Genomic DNA, 18,306 nt, shown 5'->3' on the forward strand with positions numbered 1-18,306 from the left:
AATTAACCAAATGATCCTTTTTTTAGTTTAAAATAGATTCATTAATGATTAGAAAACTTCTCTTTAGCATAAGAAATCATTTTCTCTGCAACTTCCATATCGTAAGTAAACCCCATCTTTTGAGCCAGAATTTGAGCTTCTCGATTGAATAGCCCCATGGTAGCAAATAAAGACTGAATGATTTTATCGAAACTAGATAAATCAAGCAAAGCTGAGAACTCCTTCTCCTGCCCGGCTGGTAGATACTGGAAGAGGTACTTGTAGTTCTTTCCGATATCAACTATTCCCCTATCGCTTGTCACCTGCCAAGCTAAGACCTTAAGCAATTCTTGCTGACAAATGCCATAGAGGTGGTCGGTCGCATAGATAAGCTGATTTCTTCGAATGGCCTTTACGATATATGCCGATACCCACCAAAATTCATTGCAGGCGGCTGCAAATTCCTCTTCAGTAGGAGGAGCGGTCCAGTAGCGCTTTAGATTAGGCTGATAGGCTTCAAACAAGCCTTTGTCGTCCTTTATAACTTCAAAATTTGCTTCGCTGTCCACCCACTCTTGAATGTACTCTTTGGGGCAGAGGGTTAAATCAATACGATTCCTATCTTCAAAGAACATGAGGTAAAGTCGTCGGTGTCCAAGAACATTGTGCTGTTCAATCAGACGCATTCCAAACTGGTCTAGCCAAGCAAGATTGCTTGTTAGAGTATCTAAGTCATCCACAACATAAACCACGTCGTAATCCTGAAACTCATCTTTTGGTGCTTTTGGATTTGTCTGTGAACCGGACATGGCGACAGCCTCTACTTGGAGAGTTTTTGCTGTGTGTAAAATTAGATTCAACATTTCGGGGTCAGTTCTCATGTTAATACCTGTTTCTCATTTGATATTCCTGTATATTAGCATACTATTTCTCAAGTTAAAATAGTTAATTAATTATAAAAGATTTAGCTATTCTTCTCTCAAAGTTTTTAATTTCGACAAAATTCTAGATTCATCCATGCTTAAAATAACAAATAAAGTCGAAGTATAGATGTCATCGTACCATTGTTCCAGTTCATCATCAGTCAAATCAAGATGATATTGATTTGAATTATTGTGTCTTAAACCAAAATTATTATACATTTCAAAAAGTTTTTCAAACGCGATAACCTTTTGATTGTTGACCTTCAAAATATCTTTTAATTCTTCAGAATTATTTAGTTCTCTCCTAACCGGTTCAAGGTAGTTCGCTAAAGCAATAAGTATTTCTTTCTTACGCTGAATATTTCCCTTATTTGAAAAATGATTATATTCTAAGACCTTTATCGCCTCCTCAATACTAGTTTCAGATACAATCTGAGAAGCTTCTGAGGCATATACATTCTTTTCAACAATGATTTTGTTACCATTATCCAATGTAATCAATTCATGATTTGATAATTCTATAAACCTTTTAATATTATCAAATATAATTTGAATAAACTCACTCTCTTTCTTTGTAAATTTTTCTGCAAGATTACAAAAAATATCAACTAAGAACTCAGAGAAAACAAATAGTTGTTCAGTTGTATTATGGATACTCGATCCAACAAATTTTATCATTTGTGAATAATTGGTAAAGGTTGAACGATTAGGATAATCTAAGAAATTATCAGAAATCGCACTATTTAAACTTGTTTCATAATAGATACTCTTGAAATTTCTCTCCATTTCCAGTAAATCCATCAAATTTTTTAACTCTCTCTGTGGATCAAATTCCATACGGTTCAAAATATCAAAATAATTCTGTCTCGCCATAATATTTCCTATACTATCCTTAAAACACTGTCGCTTCTTCCAACGTAAACTTGACATTGTCTTCAATCCACTTACGACGTGGTGCTGCCTTATCGCCCATGAGGACGGAGACACGACGTTCTGCACGCGCCAAGTCATCAATGGTAACACGGATCAAGGTGCGGGTTTCTGGGTTCATGGTGGTTTCCCAAAGTTGGTCCGCATTCATCTCACCCAACCCTTTGTACCGTTGAAGGGTCGCTCCACGGCCAAAGGTCCGACGCAACTCTTCTAATTCGCTATCTGTCCAAGCATAGGCTACTTCTTCTTTCTTGCCTTTGCCTTTCGACATCTTATAAAGAGGAGGAAGTGCAATGTAGACATGACCTGCTTCTACCAAAGGGCGCATATAGCGATAGAAGAAGGTTAAGAGGAGGGTTTGAATGTGGGCACCATCCGTATCCGCGTCGGTCATGATGATGATCTTATCGTAGTTGGCGTCTTCCACAGAAAAATCTGCCCCAACTCCAGCACCGATGGCGTAGATCATGGTGTTGATTTCCTCGTTCTTGAGGATATCACTCATATTGGCCTTCTCAGTATTAAGAACCTTCCCACGAAGGGGGAGAATCGCCTGGAACTTCCGGTCCCGTCCTTGTTTGGCAGAACCGCCGGCTGAGTCTCCTTCGACTAGATAGAGTTCGTTTTTCTTAGGATTTTTAGACTGGGCTGGTGTCAATTTACCAGACAAAAGTCCTTTGTCTTTTTTGCTCTTTTTACCATTTCGGCTTTCATCCCGCGCTTTTCGAGCGGCTTCACGCGCATCCCGGGCTTTAATAGCCTTACGAATGAGATTAGAGGCCAACTCCCCATTTTCCATGAGGAAGAAGGTCAATTTATCAGAAACAATGCTATCGACGACTGGACGAGCCAAGGGACTTCCTAATTTGTCTTTGGTTTGTCCTTCAAACTGCAAATGAGCTTCTGGAACCAGGATCGAGAGAACAGCAGACAAACCTTCACGGTAGTCTGATCCTTCCAGATTCTTGTCTTTTTCTTTGAGGAGCCCTGTCTTTCTTGCATAGTCGTTCATAGCCTTGGTAATGGCTGTCTTCAGACCTGTCTCGTGGGTTCCCCCATCTTTAGTGCGGACATTATTAACGAAGGACAAGATATTATCTGAGTAGCCATCATTGTATTGCATGGCCACTTCTACCTGAAAACCATCTGATTCGCCACTAAAGTAGAGAACAGGTGTCAACGTTTCCTTGTCTTCGTTCAAGTACTCTACGAAATCTTGGACACCATTTTCATAGTGAAAGGCCACATGGTTGTCTTCTTCCTTACGGAGATCGGTCAGCGTCAGCGTCACGTCCTTCAACAAGAAGGCTGATTCTTTGATTCGCTCAGCAATGGTATTAAATTTGAAATCCGTCGTTGAAAAGATGGTTGGATCTGGCATGAAGGTGACCTTGGTCCCTGTCTTAGACTTGGGAGCAGAGCCGATCTTTTCAAGAGTCGTAACTGGTTTTCCCCCATCTTCAAAACGTTGCTTGTAGACAGCTCCATCACGCGTAATTTCTACCTCTAGCCAGCTAGAAAGGGCATTGACGACAGAAGATCCCACTCCGTGAAGACCTCCAGATGTCTTATAGCCTCCTTGACCAAACTTCCCTCCGGCGTGGAGGACCGTAAAGATCACCTCAACGGTTGGTTTACCCATTGCATGCATCCCGGTCGGCATTCCACGTCCCTGGTCTTCTACCGATAGAGAACCATCTTTATTAATCGTGACATCGATTTGTGATCCAAAGCCAGACAAGGCTTCATCGACCGCATTGTCCACGATCTCCCAGACCATGTGATGCAAGCCATTTCCGTCGGTCGATCCGATATACATCCCTGGACGTTTACGGACCGCATCCAACCCTTCTAGTACCTGAATGGCATCGTCATTATAATTATTAATATTGATTTCCTTTTTTGCCACAAGGAACCTCCTGTTTGTTCATCTTTTCTATATTACAGTTTTTTAGGAAATTTTGCAAAATTTTTTCTCTCTATATGGAGATTTTCACATTCCAGTACAAAATGTTGGCTGGACACTTTCTTCAGATGTCACACTTGAACTCCAAAAATTGCTTTTTCTATCGATGGCTTTTTGATATAATGAGAGTATGATAAAAGAAATAAGTGTTTTAATTTTAGCCTATCTGTTAGGCTCCATTCCTTCGGGATTATGGATTGGGAAAATCTTTTTCCATATTAATTTACGGGAACATGGCTCGGGCAATACTGGAACGACCAATACCTTTCGGATTTTAGGGAAGAAAGCTGGGATCATCGTCTTTGCGATTGATTTCTTGAAAGGAACTTTGGCCGTTCTCCTTCCGACTTTCTTTGGAATTCAGGGGATCTCGCCGATGGTCTTTGGTCTCTTAGCTGTTTTGGGGCACACTTTCCCAATTTTTGCTGGATTTAAGGGTGGAAAAGCAGTGGCGACGAGTGCTGGTGTCTTACTTGGTTTCTCGCCTATCCTGCTACTCATTTTAGCTGTTTATTTTGTAGCTAGCCTGTATTTAACCAGTATGATCTCATTTTCGAGTGTTACCGTTGCGCTACTCGCCATTCTTTCGGTCCTCCTTCTCCCTTTGACTGGATGGATCTTGCACAGCTATGATCCGCTTTTTACAGTCATTGTTTTGGCCTTAGCGACCTTGATCATTCTTCGACACAAGGACAATATCCAACGGATCAAAGAGAAAAAAGAAAATCTCATCCCTTGGGGAAAGAACATCACCCATCAACAACCAAAAAACTAGAGCATGCGCTCTAGTTTTTTTGGGTTGGATCCCCCTTATACTTTTGAACAGATCCTCATTATAAAGCATCGACTAGGTCCATCAGTATTTCCATAGGTGTTTTTTTCCTACGACCATTAACCGTTTCTATAAGATGATAAACTTTTAAACGATTGTCATTGCTAAATACAAACTCAAAGCGGAATTCGCGTCCGTTGGGTGCCACTATATCAAATTTCGTATTATATTTATCATGAACGGGGCTAACTGGAAACTTATTGAAGAGCAAGCGTCGCTTATCTCCCGCTTCTTTTAGACAGTTTTCTAGCTCCTGACAATAGTTATAAAACAGCTGATAGAGGTCTTCTTCTGAAATTCTTCTTCTCCGAACTAATGATGTAAAATCCGAAAAACTTCTGCGAGGAATTTCAATGCTAAATGAGAAGCCCTCCTGATTGATTCTTTCTAAAAATGCATCTCTTGAAATCATAGAACCACTCTTTCTTTTGTCAATCTAACGTAAACAATGATTGTTTCTATTCATAGTCAATCCATTATGTAATCAAGCAGATCCATCAAGGTTAGTTTCTTACGACCATTGACAGTCTCAAATAGATTATAAACTCTTAGTTGTTGGTTCTTCTTAAAAGCAAACTCAAAGCGGAACTCCCGACCATTACATGCGGCTACATAAAATCCAGTCTGATACTTCCTCTTATCCGCTACTACTTTCATTTGCCGGTCTTCTACCTCTCTACAAAGTAAAAGAAAGATCTGATAGAGTTGCTCCTCAGAGAGCCTTTTTCTCCAAACTAATGACTTGAAGTTATTGTACGTCCACCATGGGATTTGGATGTTGAAGGAAAAACCTTCCTGATTGGCTTTATCGATAAATGCTTTTCTGGAGACCATACCACTTCCCCTTTTATTGGAACATTGTTTGACTCTATTATACCATCTTTTATCCTTTCGCAAAAAAGGCATTCCAAACGGAATGCTGTTTTCTATTTCTTAATAGTATTCCCCTTGGCGGTAGTTCCAAGAGTTGAAATGATCAGATAAGTGCATCATGATCTTATCGATATCCAATCCTTTACGGATGACGACTGGACAAGTATTGACAGAACGGCTACCTGCTCCTTGTTCTGGGATGAGCTTTCCTTCGGCATCAACCATAGAGACCATCACGCCTTGTTCATAGCGAGTTTCAATGGTCTTGTCAGGTTGGATAGAAGCTACATAATCATCGGCTTCGATAACCAAGTCCACGGCACCTTCGATGCGCTCACCGATTCCTTCGACCTTCCCGCGGTTTCCTTTACCGGAAGGGTTGGCTGAAGAAGCGTAAACCATTTTACCTTCTTTTTCCCACATTTCTTTGGCGATTTGCTCACCAGCTTTACCAAATTTGATGACAAAGCATGAAGTTCCACGAACATCTGTCATGAGTTCTTCACGTCCATCTCCGAAAGCTTGCAATTTTGCATAGGCATCTTCACGCCAAGGAAGGATACAACCAAGCAAGATATCTTCATCCCAATGTTTTTGGTAGAAGGCTTCGATTTCAGGATTCAATTGCGCAAGGGCACGAAGTTCATCCATGCTTCCGCAAAGAACCACACCTGGTTTGTTGCGGTTGCGTTCTTTGGCTTCGAATTTACGTTCCAAGCCAGCCTTGTCACTGGTCATGATGATGTAGCCAACTTTGGTAGGGCAGACGATACAGCCGCCCTCTCCTTTAAGAATATCAAATCCTTCTTGTGAAAGTTGTCCGTCCCATTGAATGTGTTTTGTCATAAGTCTCTTTCCTTTTCTATTCTTTTAAGTATTGTATCAAAAAATAGTCTCAAATTCAATATATTTTCAGAAAATTCGTAATTAAGTATACAATTTTATCATTGCCAGTAAGCTGGCCGGTTCTTCTCATAAGCTGCAATCAAGTCTTCGTACTGAAGCGTAATCCCGATATCATCCAAGCCGTTGAGCAATTTGTGTTTCCAATCTTGATCGATCTCAAAGCGAAACTCTCCAACAGGCGAGATAATCTTCTGCTCTTCCAAATCTACTGTCACTGGATCTGTCGGCTTCAACCTTGCCAATTGTTGACGAACCTCTAGTGGTTGGACAATCGGCAGCATGCCATTATTGAGCTCATTATTGTAATGGATATCTCCGAAGGATCCGGCGATAACGACTTTAAAGCCATAATCAGCTAAAGCCCAGGCTGCGTGTTCCCGAGAGGAACCAGCCCCAAAATTGTCACCAGTAATCAAAATGGTCGCCTTGCGGTATTCTGGCTTGTTAAAGATAAAATCTGGATCCTCAGTATATTGGTCATCCAAATAGCGCCAAGCATACATGAGGTATTTCCCAAAACCTTTCTTATCAATCAACTTCAAGAATTGCTTGGGGAGGATTTGGTCGGTATCAATATTATCGTTCATCAGAGGAACTGTTGTTCCTGTATAAATGGTAAATTTCTCCATGCTTCCTCCTTTTACTGGACTTCTGGCATTTGGCGCACGTCGACAAAGCGACCAGCTATTGCTGCTGCAGCGGCCATTGCTGGGCTACAGAGATGGGTTTTAGCCCCAAATCCTTGGCGGTCTTCAAAGTTTCGGTTGCTAGTTGACGCACAGTGGACCCCATCTGGAACCTTGTCTGGGTTCATTCCTAGACACATGGAGCAGCCTGGATCACGCCATTCAAAGCCCGCATCCATGAAAATCTTGTCTAAGCCTAATTTTTCAGCGGCTTGCTTAACCGGACGAGAGCCAGGTACCACAATAGCAGTTAAGTTTGGTGCAATTTTTTTGCCTTTCACAAACTTGGCTGCCAACTCCAAATCACTGAGACGCGCATTGGTACAAGAACCGATAAAGATATAGCCTAATTCAATGTCTGCTGGTTTTTGGCCAGGTTTGAGATCCATATAATGATAAGCCCGTTCATCATTCATGTCTCGAATCTCTGGAAAAGGAGTCTCAAAGTCCACTCCCATAGAAGGATTGGTCCCCCAAGTCACCATTGGAGCAAGATCAGATACATCCAAACGGATGACCTTATCATAAACGGCATCGTCATCACTAACCAAAGTCTTCCAATCAGCTACTGCGTCCTCAAAATCATCTGGCACACATTCGCGTCCTCGGAGGTAGTCAAAGGTCGTCTCATCCGGATTCATGATCCCCATTTTGGACCCGAACTCGATCGACATATTGCAGATGGTCATGCGTTCTTCCATGGTCAAGCGATCAATTGCTTCTCCCCGATACTCTACGACATAGCCAACTCCACAAGCAACACCGTAGCGCGCTATCAAAGCTAGGATGTAATCCTTTGAATAGATCCCTTTTTGTGGGGTTCCGGTAAATTCAACCAACATTTTCTTTGGTTTGACTTGCCAGATGGTTTGGGTAGCAAAGACATGCTCCACTTCACTGGTTCCAATCCCAAAGGCAATGGCACCAAAGGCTCCGTGGGTTGCGGTATGGCTGTCTCCACAGACAATAAATTTCCCAGGCTGGGTCCGACCGGTTTCAGGGCCCACCATATGAACGATTCCTTGCTTAGCAGAACCATGGGCAGCATGATCAATCCCAAAGTCCACCACATTCTCAGCTAATTTATCAATCTGGGCTTTTGAAATCACATCTCGAATATCAAAAATATTGACCGTTGGAACATTGTGATCAAAGGTTCCAAAGGTTAAATCTGGTCGTCGGACCTTGCGTCCTGCATCCCGTAATCCTTGAAAGGCTTGCGGACTCGTCACTTCGTGGATGTAGTGTTGGTCCACATACATGAGTTGGGGTTGCCCTTCCACTCCCGTAATCACGTGGCGGTCCCAAAGTTTATCAAAGATAGATTTTCCACTCATCGTCTTTCTCCATTTATCTTCTTGTTAGGAAATCCATTGAAGGATTAGAAAGAGGGCACCTGCTAAAAGAAGGCTACTGCCCCACCAAGTAGCTTGAAAATACCATTTCCGCACCTTGTGGTGAAAGAGATATCCACCTAGTAGAGCTCCGAATCCACCAAGCAGCCAACTCTCGAGTAACAGGACCTTTTCAGGAATCCGCCACCTGCTTTGGATAGCTTTTCGTTTATCTAAGCCATAGGTCAGAAATACGATACTATTCCAAATTGCGATTAGCACTAAACAGCGGTCTCTCCAAGTCATCTTAGAGATTCCCAATAATGGCTGCAGTCATCTCTGCAGTAGAAGCCTGACCACCTAGATCTCGCGTCAAAATTCCTTGATTCAAGGTTTGATTGACGGCTTCTTCGATCATTTCTGCACCTGCTGTTTCTCCAAAACTGTCTCGGAGCATCATGGCAACGGACAGGATCATGGAAATCGGATTGGCAATGCCTTGACCTGCAATATCTGGTGCTGAACCATGAATCGGTTCGTACATACTTGGTCCTTGGTCAGAATGACTGGCAGATGGCATCACGCCTAGTGTTCCAGGAAGGACGCTCGATTCGTCAGATAAGATATCTCCGAATAGATTCTCTGTCACTACGACATCAAAGCGGGCTGGATTGGTAATCATGATCATGGCCGCACTATCGACAAGCTGGTGCTCTAAGGTCACATCTGGAAATTCTTTAGCAACTTCTTCTGCCACTTGGCGCCACAATTTAGACGTTGCCAGAACATTTTGCTTATCGATACTGGTGACTTTCTTGCCACGTCCTTGGGCAATCTTGAAGGCTTGGCGCATAATCCGACGGATTTCTCCAGCACTGTAATCATTGATATCTCGCGCTGTATCTTCTTTCAAGATATGCTCTCCAAAATAAATCCCACCTGTCAATTCACGCACGACCACGAAGTCGACACCCTCGATACGCTCTGGTTTCAAAGGAGACAAGTGTTTCAAGGCGTCAAAAATTCGTACAGGACGAATATTTGCAAAGAGATTTAATTCCTTTCGAATAGCGAGCAGGCCCTGTTCAGGACGAACAGGAGCATTGTCATACTCAGGACTCCCGATGGCTGCGAGAAGAATAGCATCCGCTCCTTTAACTGCTTTTAGAGTATCTTGGGGAAGAGGATGGCCAGCGGCATCAATCCCAGCACCCCCAAAAGGTTTGTCTTCTAAACTATAATCAAAGCCGATTTTGGGAGCAACGGCTGCAAGAACCTCTAGTCCAGCTGCCATGATCTCAGGGCCAATCCCATCTCCTGCAAGTGTTACAATTTTCTTTGTCATATTCAGTTCCTCTTAGGCTTGTGGAAGATCACGGTAGGAGACAGCTCGTCCCATCTCACCCGCATTCTCTTTTTGAACCAGCGTGTTGGCATTGATATAAGCGATGGCAGAGGCTTTCAATACGTCGAAGTCCAAACCAGAGGCATTGAAAATCGTATCTGTATCAACATTTTCCACGGATACCAAGACACGGGCTTGGGCATCGATCCCATCTGTCACTGCATCGATATTATAAGATGTCAAGCGAACAGTTTGGTTGAAGAATTTATCAATCGCATTAAAGATTGCTTCAACCGACCCTTGACCATTAGCAAGGAATTCAAGTACTTCCCCTTCTTCATTGCGGAGGCTAACCGCTGCTGTAATCGTTTCGTCTGCATTGGTTGTCAAGCGGAGATCGTTAAATTGGAATCCTTCTGGATTTTCCACTGCTGTACCGGCAACAAGGGCGCGGATATCGGCATCGGTGATCTCGTGTTTCTTGTCTGCCAGAGATTTGAACTTAGCAAACAATGGCTTGATGTCTTCTTCTGTAAATTCCAGTCCCAACTCATGCAGTTTTTCGACAAAGGCATGGCGACCGGACAATTTACCAAGCGGAAGGCTGTTGCTCTTAACTCCCACCAACTCAGGTGTGATGATTTCATAAGTAAGTGGATTTTTAAGGACCCCATCTTGGTGAATCCCAGACTCGTGTGAGAAGGCATTGCCACCAACAACCGCCTTGTTTTTAGGAATTGGAATACCAGAGTAACGAGAGACCAACTCAGAAGTGTTGATGGTTTCATTGAGGACAATCGGACTCTCAACTTGGAAATAGTCTTCGCGAATATTGAGAGCAACCGCTATTTCTTCAAGTGCCGCATTGCCGGCCCGTTCCCCGATTCCATTGATGGTTCCTTCGACACGACGGGCACCATTTTTAACAGCGGCGAGGCTATTCGCCACTGCCATACCTAGGTCATCATGGCAATGAGGGGAATAGATAATCTCGCGATCTGTCTTGACATGGTCAATCAAGTATTTGAAAATGGCACCGTACTCTGCTGGTGTCGTGAAACCAACTGTATCCGGAATATTGATGTAGCTAGCACCAGCATCGACTGCAGTCTGTACGACTTGCAAGAGGAAATCTAATTCGGTCCGTGTCGCATCTTCTGGCGAGAATTCAACAATTTCAAATTTTGAGCGAGCGTAAGAAACGTGCTCTTTAATGGCTTCAAGAATTTCTTCCTTAGTCTTGTTGAGTTTAAACTCCCGGTGAATCGGACTGGTTGCGATAAAGACGTGAATTTGTGGATACTTAGCATCCTTCAAGGCTTCATAACAAGCATCAATATCTGATTTGACAGAACGGGCCAAACCTGTCACGGCTGTCTTGGTCAAGACCTTGGCAATCTCTTGAACAGCAGTAAAGGAATCCGGACTAGCTGCAGGAAAACCTGCTTCAATAGCAGAAATACCCCATTTTTCCAATTGCTTGGCAATGGCAATCTTTTCTTTGATAGAGAAATTAACTCCTGGAGTCTGTTCACCGTCCCGAAGGCTGGTATCTAAAAATTCAACTTTACGCATAGGGTCTCCTCATTTCTATGTAGTGGATATAAAGAAAAACATCTCACTCGGTCAACCAAGCGAGATGTTTTTGCCCGCTTGGTAAGCCAAACAGGACTAATGCTTCTGCACTAGCCCTTATACCTCAACAACAAAGCAAATTGAATAAACTTAGCTGTTTTCATGTTTGACTTTCTCCTTTGTTCAATGTCTTGTTTAGTATTTTAGCATAGGGAAAAAGCAATGTCAAGAATTTTCCGTAATATTCTGAATTTTTTGAATAGAACAAAATAAAGCTTTTGATTCTACTTAGTCTATAGACAGCCTGTTTTTACATAAGAAAACCTAGGTGTTATTAAAAAATTATAATGATATTAACAATTAGGATCATTCAAATACATCATGTAATGAAACTTTCCGCTGTGAGAAAAGAGGCTGGGACAAAAGTCCTAGCCTCTCAATTGTTTTTGGATTGTCGAGCAAGACGCAGTGGTTGAGTGGGCTCTACTACGCTGATTTCATCAGCTTTTACAGCCCTACTCAACTGTGCGGAGGTGGGACGACGAAATCGAATTCTAACGAATTACCGATTTCTGTCCCACTCTCTCGGAATTATTGAGCCTAAGGAAAGTTTTTAAGATGACTTTGACTTCAATTTGAATAGCCTCTTCCGCCCTACTTCTTCTGATACAAATCAAAAACGATCTTGTCATTATAGAGGTCAATGGTATTGGCCTTAACATAGATTCCAAAGTCATTGTCAATTTCTGGCAATACAATGGTGATGGTAGACTGCTTGGGTGAGATCTGAACAAATTTTGGGATATTTTTATTTTTACTCAAGAGCTGCAAGACCATCCTTTGTGGAATTTGAAAGGTTCCAACTGAAAAATCCTTCACCGTCAAGAGAATGTTCCCATTTTCCAATTTGGATGGTTGAAAGTAAATGTATAAGGGATAATCCTTCCCTAAGAGACTCAACTGCCCTTCTAATAGGATTTGCTGATTGTCCGCATAGACCTTGTAGTCGGACAGCTTATATTTTTTCAGAAGCGATTTGATGGTGTCATTGAGTTGATCACGAGTTGTCGTCATAGTTCCAACTTTGACATCTTTGGTGCCAACTGTTTGATGAAGCTGACTAACATCTTCTCTTGGCGTCGCTAAGCGTCCTTGCACGACTAAAGCAAAGGCTAAGAGAAGACTGACCAAGCCTAAAAACAACCATTTCCAAATATTGATTTTTTGAAGGAAGGTGACCTTCTCTTTGATGGGATTATTTTTGACTCCAAGTTTTCTTCGTGGCATTGATTTTCTCCAATATTGCTTGTTTCATCTTTTCATAGCCCGTATTGTTAGGGTGAAAGCTATCCTCTTCATACAGGGCATCATTGATAACGGTTGTCTTCCCGTCACTGATTTCTGATACGCCCATTTTGCCATCAATTCCTTTATAGAGCAGATCATTGATCGGAACGAAATAGACCTGATCAAATTGCGCGATGGTTTCTTCCGTCGTCTCATTCCAACGATCTACAGCCGTCTGGATACTGGTTAATTCAGGAAAATTCAGGTAAAGAGGATTGTAGATCCCCACTACATAAATAGGAAGATGGGGATTGTCCTTTCTGGCCTTTGTAATAATTTCTTTGAGGTTCACTGTATAACTCTTGAGCGGCTTTTGGATATCCGATAGGGAAAAGTCACTCAGATGATCGACAACGACTTTGCGCAGATCATTTCCCCCAACCGTTAAGGTCATGACACGCGCCTTTTTGAGATCCTTCTGAAGATCTGTTTGCTTCTTGAGTCGATCTAAGATCTGAGCACTTGTATTTCCAGCTACTCCATAGTTGACAGGCTGGTACTGGCCGTCATTTTCATTAGACAGGCTTTGGGCAAGGATGGGGACAAATCCCCCTTGCTTGGTGCTATCCCCTACTCCTTCGGTCAGTGAATCCCCTAGAGCTACATAAGTATAGGTGATTTCTTTCGCAGCTGTTTTGGGCTTGGTCATGCGAGGAGATGCAGTTGGTAGCAAAGCACGAAATAGAAAGACAAAGACAAGAAGGCTGGTTAAAAAGAAAACCAAGCCTTGCATCATTTTTTTAAAATTCATATAAATACGATCGCTTATCCTTGAAAAATCACTTGTCCATCACAGATTGTATAAGCAACTTTCCCTTTTAATGTTTCGCCCACAAATGGTGTATTTCCAGCTTTTGAAGCGAAATGATCCGATACCAGACGATCTGCTTCTGGATCAAAGATGGTTAAATCTGCCGGTCCATCCACTGCGATATAGCCAGCATCAAAATCATAGAGACGTGCTGGATTATAGGACATCTTTTCAAGCAATTGCATCAAGCTTAAATGGCCAGCATGCACCAAGTAGGTCAAACCAAGAGAAAGCGAAGTTTCAAGCCCAGTCATGCCAGATGGTGCTTTGGTAATATCAGGGACATTCTTCTCATCCGCATGGTGAGGCGCGTGGTCCGTCGCAATCACGGAGATGACGCCTGACTTCAAGCCTTCAATCACTGCTAGACGGTCTGATTCCAAGCGAAGGGGTGGATTCATCTTAGCATTGCTTCCTTTAGTCAAGAGCAGACTTTCTGTTTTCGAAAAGTGTTGAGGTGCCACTTCTGCTGTCACATGAGCTCCTAATCCTTGGGCAAATCCCACCACCTTGACACTTTCTTCCTTGGAAAGGTGTTGGATATGGAGGTGAGCACCTGTCGCATGAGCAATCATGGCATCACGCGCAGCCATTGAATATTCGGCTACACCCGTCGCACCACAGACATGGAAGTGTTCCTTGGCAATGTTCTCATTCAAACCAAGAATGCCATTCAACTCAGGGTCTTCTTCATGAAGACTAATAAAGGTCCCTAGACGCTTAGCTTCTTCCAAGGCTTGGCGGACAACCTTAGTGCTTTGAAGGGGAATTCCATCGTCTGAAAATCCTACTGCACCGGCCTTAAGCAGTCCTTCAAAATCTGTCAGGTGTTGACCGTCAAAGTTCTTGGTCACTGTCGCAACCGTATGAATGTGAAGATTTTCCTTGGCTGCAGAAGCTAAGACTTCCTCTAAGGTCGCAATATCTGAAATGGTCGGATTGGTATTGGCCATCATGACCACTCGGGTAAAACCACCCGCAGCTGCTGCTAAGGCACCCGTATGGATGTCTTCTTTATGGGTTTGACCAGGTTCACGGAAATGCACGTGCACATCGATCAAACCAGGAGCTACAACCAGACCAGTAGCATCAAGGACTTCTTGTCCATCCGTTGGGAGGTTTTCAGCGATCTCTACAATTTTCTTTCCTTCAATGCGAAGATCACACACTTGATCCAAGCCAGTCTTGGGATCCATTACGCGACCATTTTTAATGACAACCATTGCATTCTCCTTTATTCATAAAAATCAACATACGACTCTAACAAGCGGTCGCCGTCATAGCGAAACATTGCAGAAAAGAAGGGTTTATCCTCCAACAACCACTCGACAAAGGTGTGGTCCCCTTCCCAGGTTGGTTTTGAGAGGACTTGATTATAAGGTACCCACTCCAAGGTCCCTTCGTTACACTCGATCAGTTCTCCCTCAAAATCTGTTACCTTGAAGACATAGGTGTACCAGTCCAAATCTGGAGTAAACTCCGGAAAGGTAATGATCCCTTTCAAAACTGGCTTGGCTCTAAGGCCCGTCTCCTCAAAAATCTCACGCGCCGCACACTCCTGTGGAGTTTCCCCGCGTTCTAATTTTCCACCAACTCCGATCCATTTGCCTTCATGGACATCATTGGGCTTTTTATTACGATGCAACATGAGAAATTCTTTCCCATTGTCAATGTAACAAATCGTTGCTAATTGTGGCATTTCTTTCTCCTATCTTAACCAATCAATCGGCTCACGTCTCGCCTCTTTCAAAAATTGATTGGTTTTTGAAAAGGGTTGGGAACCAAAGAATCCTCGGTAGGCCGATAAAGGACTTGGGTGAGCTGATTCAAGGACCAAATGTCGATCGTTGGTAATCAGAGGCTTTTTCTTACGGGCATAAGATCCCCAGAGGATAAAGACAACAGGCTCCTCCAACTCATTGACCACCTTGATCACAGCATCTGTGAAAGGCTCCCAAATTTGTCCTGCATGGCCATTGGCCTGACCAGCTGGAACCGTCAAACAGGCATTGAGCAAGAGCACCCCTTGCTCCGCCCAAGAGGTCAGATCATGCGACCGCTTCTCTCCAATATCTGAGCGCAATTCTTTGAGAATATTTTGCAAAGAAGGCGGCGCTGGTACATGATCCGGAACAGAAAAACTTAAGCCCTGCGCTTGATCCGGTCCATGGTAGGGATCTTGGCCTAAGATCAAGACCTTGACCTGATCCATCTCTGTCGTCTGCAAGGCCTTAAAGACCTTGTCACGCGGTGGATAAACCACTCCTTTGCTATAGACTTCATTCATAAAGTCATTGATCTGGTGAAAATACCCTTCTGGAAGATGGGACTTGATGGCTTCATGCCAGGGTGAATGCTGCATGGAAACTCTCCGATATCCAATAAATTCTTACCTTCCATTATACCACATTTGGCGCAGATCCACTGGATAAAAAAGAGGCTGGACAAAAGTCCTAGCCTCTCAATTGTTTTTGGATTGTCGAGCAAGACGCAGTGGTTGAGTGGTCTCTACTACGCTGATTTCATCAGCTTTTACAGCCCTACTCAACTGTGCGGAGGTGGGACGACGAAATCGAATTCTAACGAATTACCGATTTCTGTCCCACTCTCTTTTTCTGCTTGTCAAACAAGCGAGAGCTTTTATGTATTTTCTTTCTTGGTAAATCCTGCTAGACCGATCGAAGCGACTAGTAAAATTTGCGGTAAGAATTGGATGAGGTAGCGGGTCTTCCCACCTTCAAAGATGGTTAAGAAGAGCAAACCACCAAAGACCGCTAAGGAAAGGAAGTTAAAATCATCTGTATCTCGACGTTTGAGATAAGCTCCAACCAAACCAGCCGATAGGACGATCCAGATCAGCTGCTTGACAAATTCATAATACTTGTACTGCGGTCGATCAATGCTGAGGAAATAGGTCCGCACCCATTTTGCCAAACCATTATTTTTAGTAAGAGGTGCATAGAGAGGATTGATAAAAGGCGTCTTCTCATACTCTACATCTCGGTAAAGCCAACCGAGGGTCCCTTCTGCTACCGTCAAGGATTGCTTGTAGTAGATATGCCCGATCAAACCGAACGGTCCGTATTCCTTGAGACGGCGTTTGATTTCTTTGATCACATTTTCTTTTTTAAAGAGGCCATTGTTGTAATCCGAGCGCTTATCCTCATCGATATAGGCCAACAAACCTTCTTTCATATCTTCTTGGTTGTGCCCCATATCTGTCAAGCCCAGATTGATAAACAAGAGCGGTCCTTTTGCCAGCCCTTCTTGTTTCAAGATCGGTACAACTCTTTGATGATTGACCGCTGTATTCAATCCTGCAAAGACAAAGCCCGTCGTCATGACCGTCACCGTAGCAATCTTTCCAAAGGCCTTCCAATTTCCTCTGAAAAAGAGCACAGCCCAAAAGGCAATCATGACAATAATCGTCGTTGGACGGATCAACATGGATACGCCAGATAAGATCCCCAAGCCAACAATCTTCTTCCAGGAGACTGCTTGATCTTCCTTTAATAGATCCAAAGCCCACCATAACTGAAGAGCGATCAAAGGAAGTGGCGGAATGTCCGTATACATGGAATAGAAATAAGGCGAGTAACAGATCAAGCTCACATAGAAGAGATAGACCAGATCAGCCGTTTTTTGATTGAAATGCTTCTGGGACAGCTTGTACAAGAGGACTGCACCCAGATTGACATAGAAGATATTGAGAGCCTGCATGACCCACAGACCGCTAGAGCCAAATAAGACATAGAAAAACTTCTCGTAAAGAAAGAGCGGAATGTTATTGGGATTGCGACTGAGGTAGTTGGTGATGGAAGATTGCTTAAGAAGATCAAAAGCCCCTTTGAAAACAACCGCAGCATCCCGACGGATAAAGAGCTCCGCACAGACCATAACAATCAACTGAAAGACAACCGCTCCAAGCAAGAAGCCTTTTTTATGCCGAGTCAACCAAGCAAAGGCACTCTTTAGCCCATCGCGTTTCAGCCAGGCTAGCAGAAATAGCAACCCAGCACCTAAAATGGCTAGCCATGAAATCTCTCTCAGATAGGTCACACTGATCAAGAACCAGTGGACCATCACTAGCAACATGACAACATGAAGCATTCCAAATAGAATACGTTTACTTTTCGATAACATAGGTCCATTATATCAAAAAAACAGCATTTCTGCTGTTTTGGTGTGATCAACAACTGTAAAATGGTAATTATGGATACATTCATTTTATCCAACCAATTTTTAACTCTTAACCTTAACTAACAGACCTAAAATACTAGGATTAAAATACATACTAACCCAAGATAAATCCCAACCGTTAGAATCATTCCGATTTTATAGAAACCGACTAAGCCGGCATATCGTTCGACAAAACCGATCTGTGGGTCGACTGGATTATAAAAGACTGTCATGGGAGACCCGATTGGGAATATCATCCGCAAATCCAGATTTTTGCCGGCTCCAAGAACATAGGTTTTATCGAAAACATTGGCCTGCCTAAATTTGGAAGAAGTCTCCCTAAAATAAGCATATGTGAATGTCTTTTGGTATCTTTCGCCCCCGACCTGATACTCCACCACAGGCAGAGAAATAAGCAGTTGATTTTTGGAATCAAAAGCAACTACTTCTCCCATAATTTTTGCGGTTGATTCTGTTTTCACTTTAATTTCACGACGATACAAGGTGTAAAAGATAAGCAGCATGATCAAGAAAACAAGGGTCAGAATGACCAAACTAAGCCAGAATGTTGTTACTGTCATTTGTTTTTTACCCTTTCACAAAAACTAGTTGATTTC

General features: G+C 42.9%; 19 protein-coding genes. 1 reads left to right on the forward strand and 18 read right to left on the reverse strand.

Annotated elements, in window-relative coordinates:
• Positions 1-41 precede the first annotated feature (41 nt).
• The 3 genes from AC6IZR_RS06185 to parE all read right to left on the reverse strand — a co-directional run bounded on the left by AC6IZR_RS06185 (position 42) and on the right by parE (position 3,744).
• Complete coding sequence (locus tag AC6IZR_RS06185; protein ID WP_497848258.1) at positions 42-860, reverse strand: aminoglycoside 6-adenylyltransferase; 819 nt, start codon at positions 858-860, stop codon at positions 42-44.
• An 87-nt stretch (positions 861-947) separates the two neighbouring features.
• Positions 948-1,775, reverse strand: coding sequence for a hypothetical protein (locus tag AC6IZR_RS06190; protein WP_497848259.1), 828 nt, complete (start codon positions 1,773-1,775; stop codon positions 948-950).
• A gap of 19 nt (positions 1,776-1,794) precedes the next feature.
• Positions 1,795-3,744, reverse strand: a complete 1,950-nt coding sequence (gene parE / locus AC6IZR_RS06195; protein ID WP_497848260.1) for a DNA topoisomerase IV subunit B — start codon at positions 3,742-3,744, stop codon at positions 1,795-1,797.
• A gap of 187 nt (positions 3,745-3,931) precedes the next feature.
• Between parE and plsY the strand changes: the two genes are divergently transcribed.
• Complete coding sequence (gene plsY / locus AC6IZR_RS06200; protein ID WP_049473029.1) at positions 3,932-4,576, forward strand: glycerol-3-phosphate 1-O-acyltransferase PlsY; 645 nt, start codon at positions 3,932-3,934, stop codon at positions 4,574-4,576.
• Positions 4,577-4,634: 58 nt separating this feature from the next.
• On the opposite strand, the gene AC6IZR_RS06205 is transcribed toward plsY, so the two are convergent.
• The 15 genes from AC6IZR_RS06205 to AC6IZR_RS06275 all read right to left on the reverse strand — a co-directional run bounded on the left by AC6IZR_RS06205 (position 4,635) and on the right by AC6IZR_RS06275 (position 18,270).
• Positions 4,635-5,045 (reverse strand): hypothetical protein, encoded by a 411-nt coding sequence (locus AC6IZR_RS06205; RefSeq protein WP_497848261.1) that lies wholly within the window; start codon positions 5,043-5,045, stop codon positions 4,635-4,637.
• 56 nt (positions 5,046-5,101) lie between these two features.
• On the reverse strand, positions 5,102-5,467 hold the full coding sequence (locus AC6IZR_RS06210) for a hypothetical protein (protein ID WP_497848262.1): 366 nt from the start codon (positions 5,465-5,467) through the stop codon (positions 5,102-5,104).
• Between the two features lie 99 nt (positions 5,468-5,566).
• Positions 5,567-6,352, reverse strand: coding sequence for an L-threonylcarbamoyladenylate synthase (locus tag AC6IZR_RS06215; RefSeq protein WP_003003291.1), 786 nt, complete (start codon positions 6,350-6,352; stop codon positions 5,567-5,569).
• A gap of 98 nt (positions 6,353-6,450) precedes the next feature.
• Positions 6,451-7,041, reverse strand: a complete 591-nt coding sequence (gene leuD / locus AC6IZR_RS06220) for a 3-isopropylmalate dehydratase small subunit (protein ID WP_118398047.1) — start codon at positions 7,039-7,041, stop codon at positions 6,451-6,453.
• Positions 7,042-7,052: 11 nt separating this feature from the next.
• Complete coding sequence (leuC, locus tag AC6IZR_RS06225) at positions 7,053-8,435, reverse strand: 3-isopropylmalate dehydratase large subunit (RefSeq protein WP_497848263.1); 1,383 nt, start codon at positions 8,433-8,435, stop codon at positions 7,053-7,055.
• 24 nt (positions 8,436-8,459) lie between these two features.
• On the reverse strand, positions 8,460-8,738 hold the full coding sequence (locus AC6IZR_RS06230; RefSeq protein ID WP_041826301.1) for a DUF1294 domain-containing protein: 279 nt from the start codon (positions 8,736-8,738) through the stop codon (positions 8,460-8,462).
• 1 nt (position 8,739) lies between these two features.
• Positions 8,740-9,777 (reverse strand): 3-isopropylmalate dehydrogenase, encoded by a 1,038-nt coding sequence (gene leuB, locus AC6IZR_RS06235; protein ID WP_497848264.1) that lies wholly within the window; start codon positions 9,775-9,777, stop codon positions 8,740-8,742.
• Between the two features lie 12 nt (positions 9,778-9,789).
• Positions 9,790-11,352 carry a 2-isopropylmalate synthase gene (locus tag AC6IZR_RS06240; RefSeq protein WP_497848265.1) on the reverse strand — a complete coding sequence of 521 codons (1,563 nt, stop codon included), beginning with the start codon at positions 11,350-11,352 and terminating at the stop codon, positions 9,790-9,792.
• 654 nt (positions 11,353-12,006) lie between these two features.
• Positions 12,007-12,639, reverse strand: a complete 633-nt coding sequence (locus AC6IZR_RS06245) for a YpmS family protein (protein ID WP_497848266.1) — start codon at positions 12,637-12,639, stop codon at positions 12,007-12,009.
• Complete coding sequence (locus AC6IZR_RS06250) at positions 12,608-13,450, reverse strand: SGNH/GDSL hydrolase family protein (RefSeq protein ID WP_497848267.1); 843 nt, start codon at positions 13,448-13,450, stop codon at positions 12,608-12,610. The genes AC6IZR_RS06245 and AC6IZR_RS06250 overlap by 32 nt, the downstream gene beginning before the upstream one ends.
• A 14-nt stretch (positions 13,451-13,464) precedes the next feature.
• Positions 13,465-14,733 carry a dihydroorotase gene (locus AC6IZR_RS06255; RefSeq protein WP_497848268.1) on the reverse strand — a complete coding sequence of 423 codons (1,269 nt, stop codon included), beginning with the start codon at positions 14,731-14,733 and terminating at the stop codon, positions 13,465-13,467.
• 11 nt (positions 14,734-14,744) lie between these two features.
• Positions 14,745-15,209, reverse strand: coding sequence for an NUDIX hydrolase (locus tag AC6IZR_RS06260; RefSeq protein WP_497848269.1), 465 nt, complete (start codon positions 15,207-15,209; stop codon positions 14,745-14,747).
• Positions 15,210-15,218: 9 nt separating this feature from the next.
• The gene (locus AC6IZR_RS06265; protein WP_497848270.1) at positions 15,219-15,872 is read right to left on the reverse strand and encodes a uracil-DNA glycosylase; all 654 of its coding nucleotides are present in this window, start codon (positions 15,870-15,872) and stop codon (positions 15,219-15,221) included.
• Between the two features lie 278 nt (positions 15,873-16,150).
• Positions 16,151-17,653 (reverse strand): glycosyltransferase-like membrane protein, encoded by a 1,503-nt coding sequence (locus AC6IZR_RS06270; protein ID WP_497848271.1) that lies wholly within the window; start codon positions 17,651-17,653, stop codon positions 16,151-16,153.
• Between the two features lie 125 nt (positions 17,654-17,778).
• Positions 17,779-18,270, reverse strand: a complete 492-nt coding sequence (locus AC6IZR_RS06275) for a DUF3592 domain-containing protein (protein WP_497848272.1) — start codon at positions 18,268-18,270, stop codon at positions 17,779-17,781.
• Positions 18,271-18,306: the final 36 nt, after the last annotated feature.

It is taken from the genome of Streptococcus mobilis (assembly GCF_059727625.1).

What these genes read in the sequence shown, in the direction of transcription:
- plsY (WP_049473029.1), top strand. Translation starts at nt 3,932, where the DNA reads ATGATAAAAGAAATAAGTGTTTTAATTTTAGCCTATCTGTTAGGCTCC.
- leuC (WP_497848263.1), bottom strand. Translation starts at nt 8,435, where the DNA reads ATGAGTGGAAAATCTATCTTTGATAAACTTTGGGACCGCCACGTGATT.
- AC6IZR_RS06230 (WP_041826301.1), bottom strand. Translation starts at nt 8,738, where the DNA reads ATGACTTGGAGAGACCGCTGTTTAGTGCTAATCGCAATTTGGAATAGT.
- AC6IZR_RS06190 (WP_497848259.1), bottom strand. Translation starts at nt 1,775, where the DNA reads ATGGCGAGACAGAATTATTTTGATATTTTGAACCGTATGGAATTTGAT.
- AC6IZR_RS06210 (WP_497848262.1), bottom strand. Translation starts at nt 5,467, where the DNA reads ATGGTCTCCAGAAAAGCATTTATCGATAAAGCCAATCAGGAAGGTTTT.
- AC6IZR_RS06265 (WP_497848270.1), bottom strand. Translation starts at nt 15,872, where the DNA reads ATGCAGCATTCACCCTGGCATGAAGCCATCAAGTCCCATCTTCCAGAA.
- AC6IZR_RS06250 (WP_497848267.1), bottom strand. Translation starts at nt 13,450, where the DNA reads ATGAATTTTAAAAAAATGATGCAAGGCTTGGTTTTCTTTTTAACCAGC.
- AC6IZR_RS06260 (WP_497848269.1), bottom strand. Translation starts at nt 15,209, where the DNA reads ATGCCACAATTAGCAACGATTTGTTACATTGACAATGGGAAAGAATTT.
- leuD (WP_118398047.1), bottom strand. Translation starts at nt 7,041, where the DNA reads ATGGAGAAATTTACCATTTATACAGGAACAACAGTTCCTCTGATGAAC.
- AC6IZR_RS06255 (WP_497848268.1), bottom strand. Translation starts at nt 14,733, where the DNA reads ATGGTTGTCATTAAAAATGGTCGCGTAATGGATCCCAAGACTGGCTTG.
- AC6IZR_RS06245 (WP_497848266.1), bottom strand. Translation starts at nt 12,639, where the DNA reads ATGCCACGAAGAAAACTTGGAGTCAAAAATAATCCCATCAAAGAGAAG.
- AC6IZR_RS06275 (WP_497848272.1), bottom strand. Translation starts at nt 18,270, where the DNA reads ATGACAGTAACAACATTCTGGCTTAGTTTGGTCATTCTGACCCTTGTT.
- leuB (WP_497848264.1), bottom strand. Translation starts at nt 9,777, where the DNA reads ATGACAAAGAAAATTGTAACACTTGCAGGAGATGGGATTGGCCCTGAG.
- AC6IZR_RS06240 (WP_497848265.1), bottom strand. Translation starts at nt 11,352, where the DNA reads ATGCGTAAAGTTGAATTTTTAGATACCAGCCTTCGGGACGGTGAACAG.
- AC6IZR_RS06185 (WP_497848258.1), bottom strand. Translation starts at nt 860, where the DNA reads ATGAGAACTGACCCCGAAATGTTGAATCTAATTTTACACACAGCAAAA.
- AC6IZR_RS06215 (WP_003003291.1), bottom strand. Translation starts at nt 6,352, where the DNA reads ATGACAAAACACATTCAATGGGACGGACAACTTTCACAAGAAGGATTT.
- AC6IZR_RS06205 (WP_497848261.1), bottom strand. Translation starts at nt 5,045, where the DNA reads ATGATTTCAAGAGATGCATTTTTAGAAAGAATCAATCAGGAGGGCTTC.
- AC6IZR_RS06270 (WP_497848271.1), bottom strand. Translation starts at nt 17,653, where the DNA reads ATGTTATCGAAAAGTAAACGTATTCTATTTGGAATGCTTCATGTTGTC.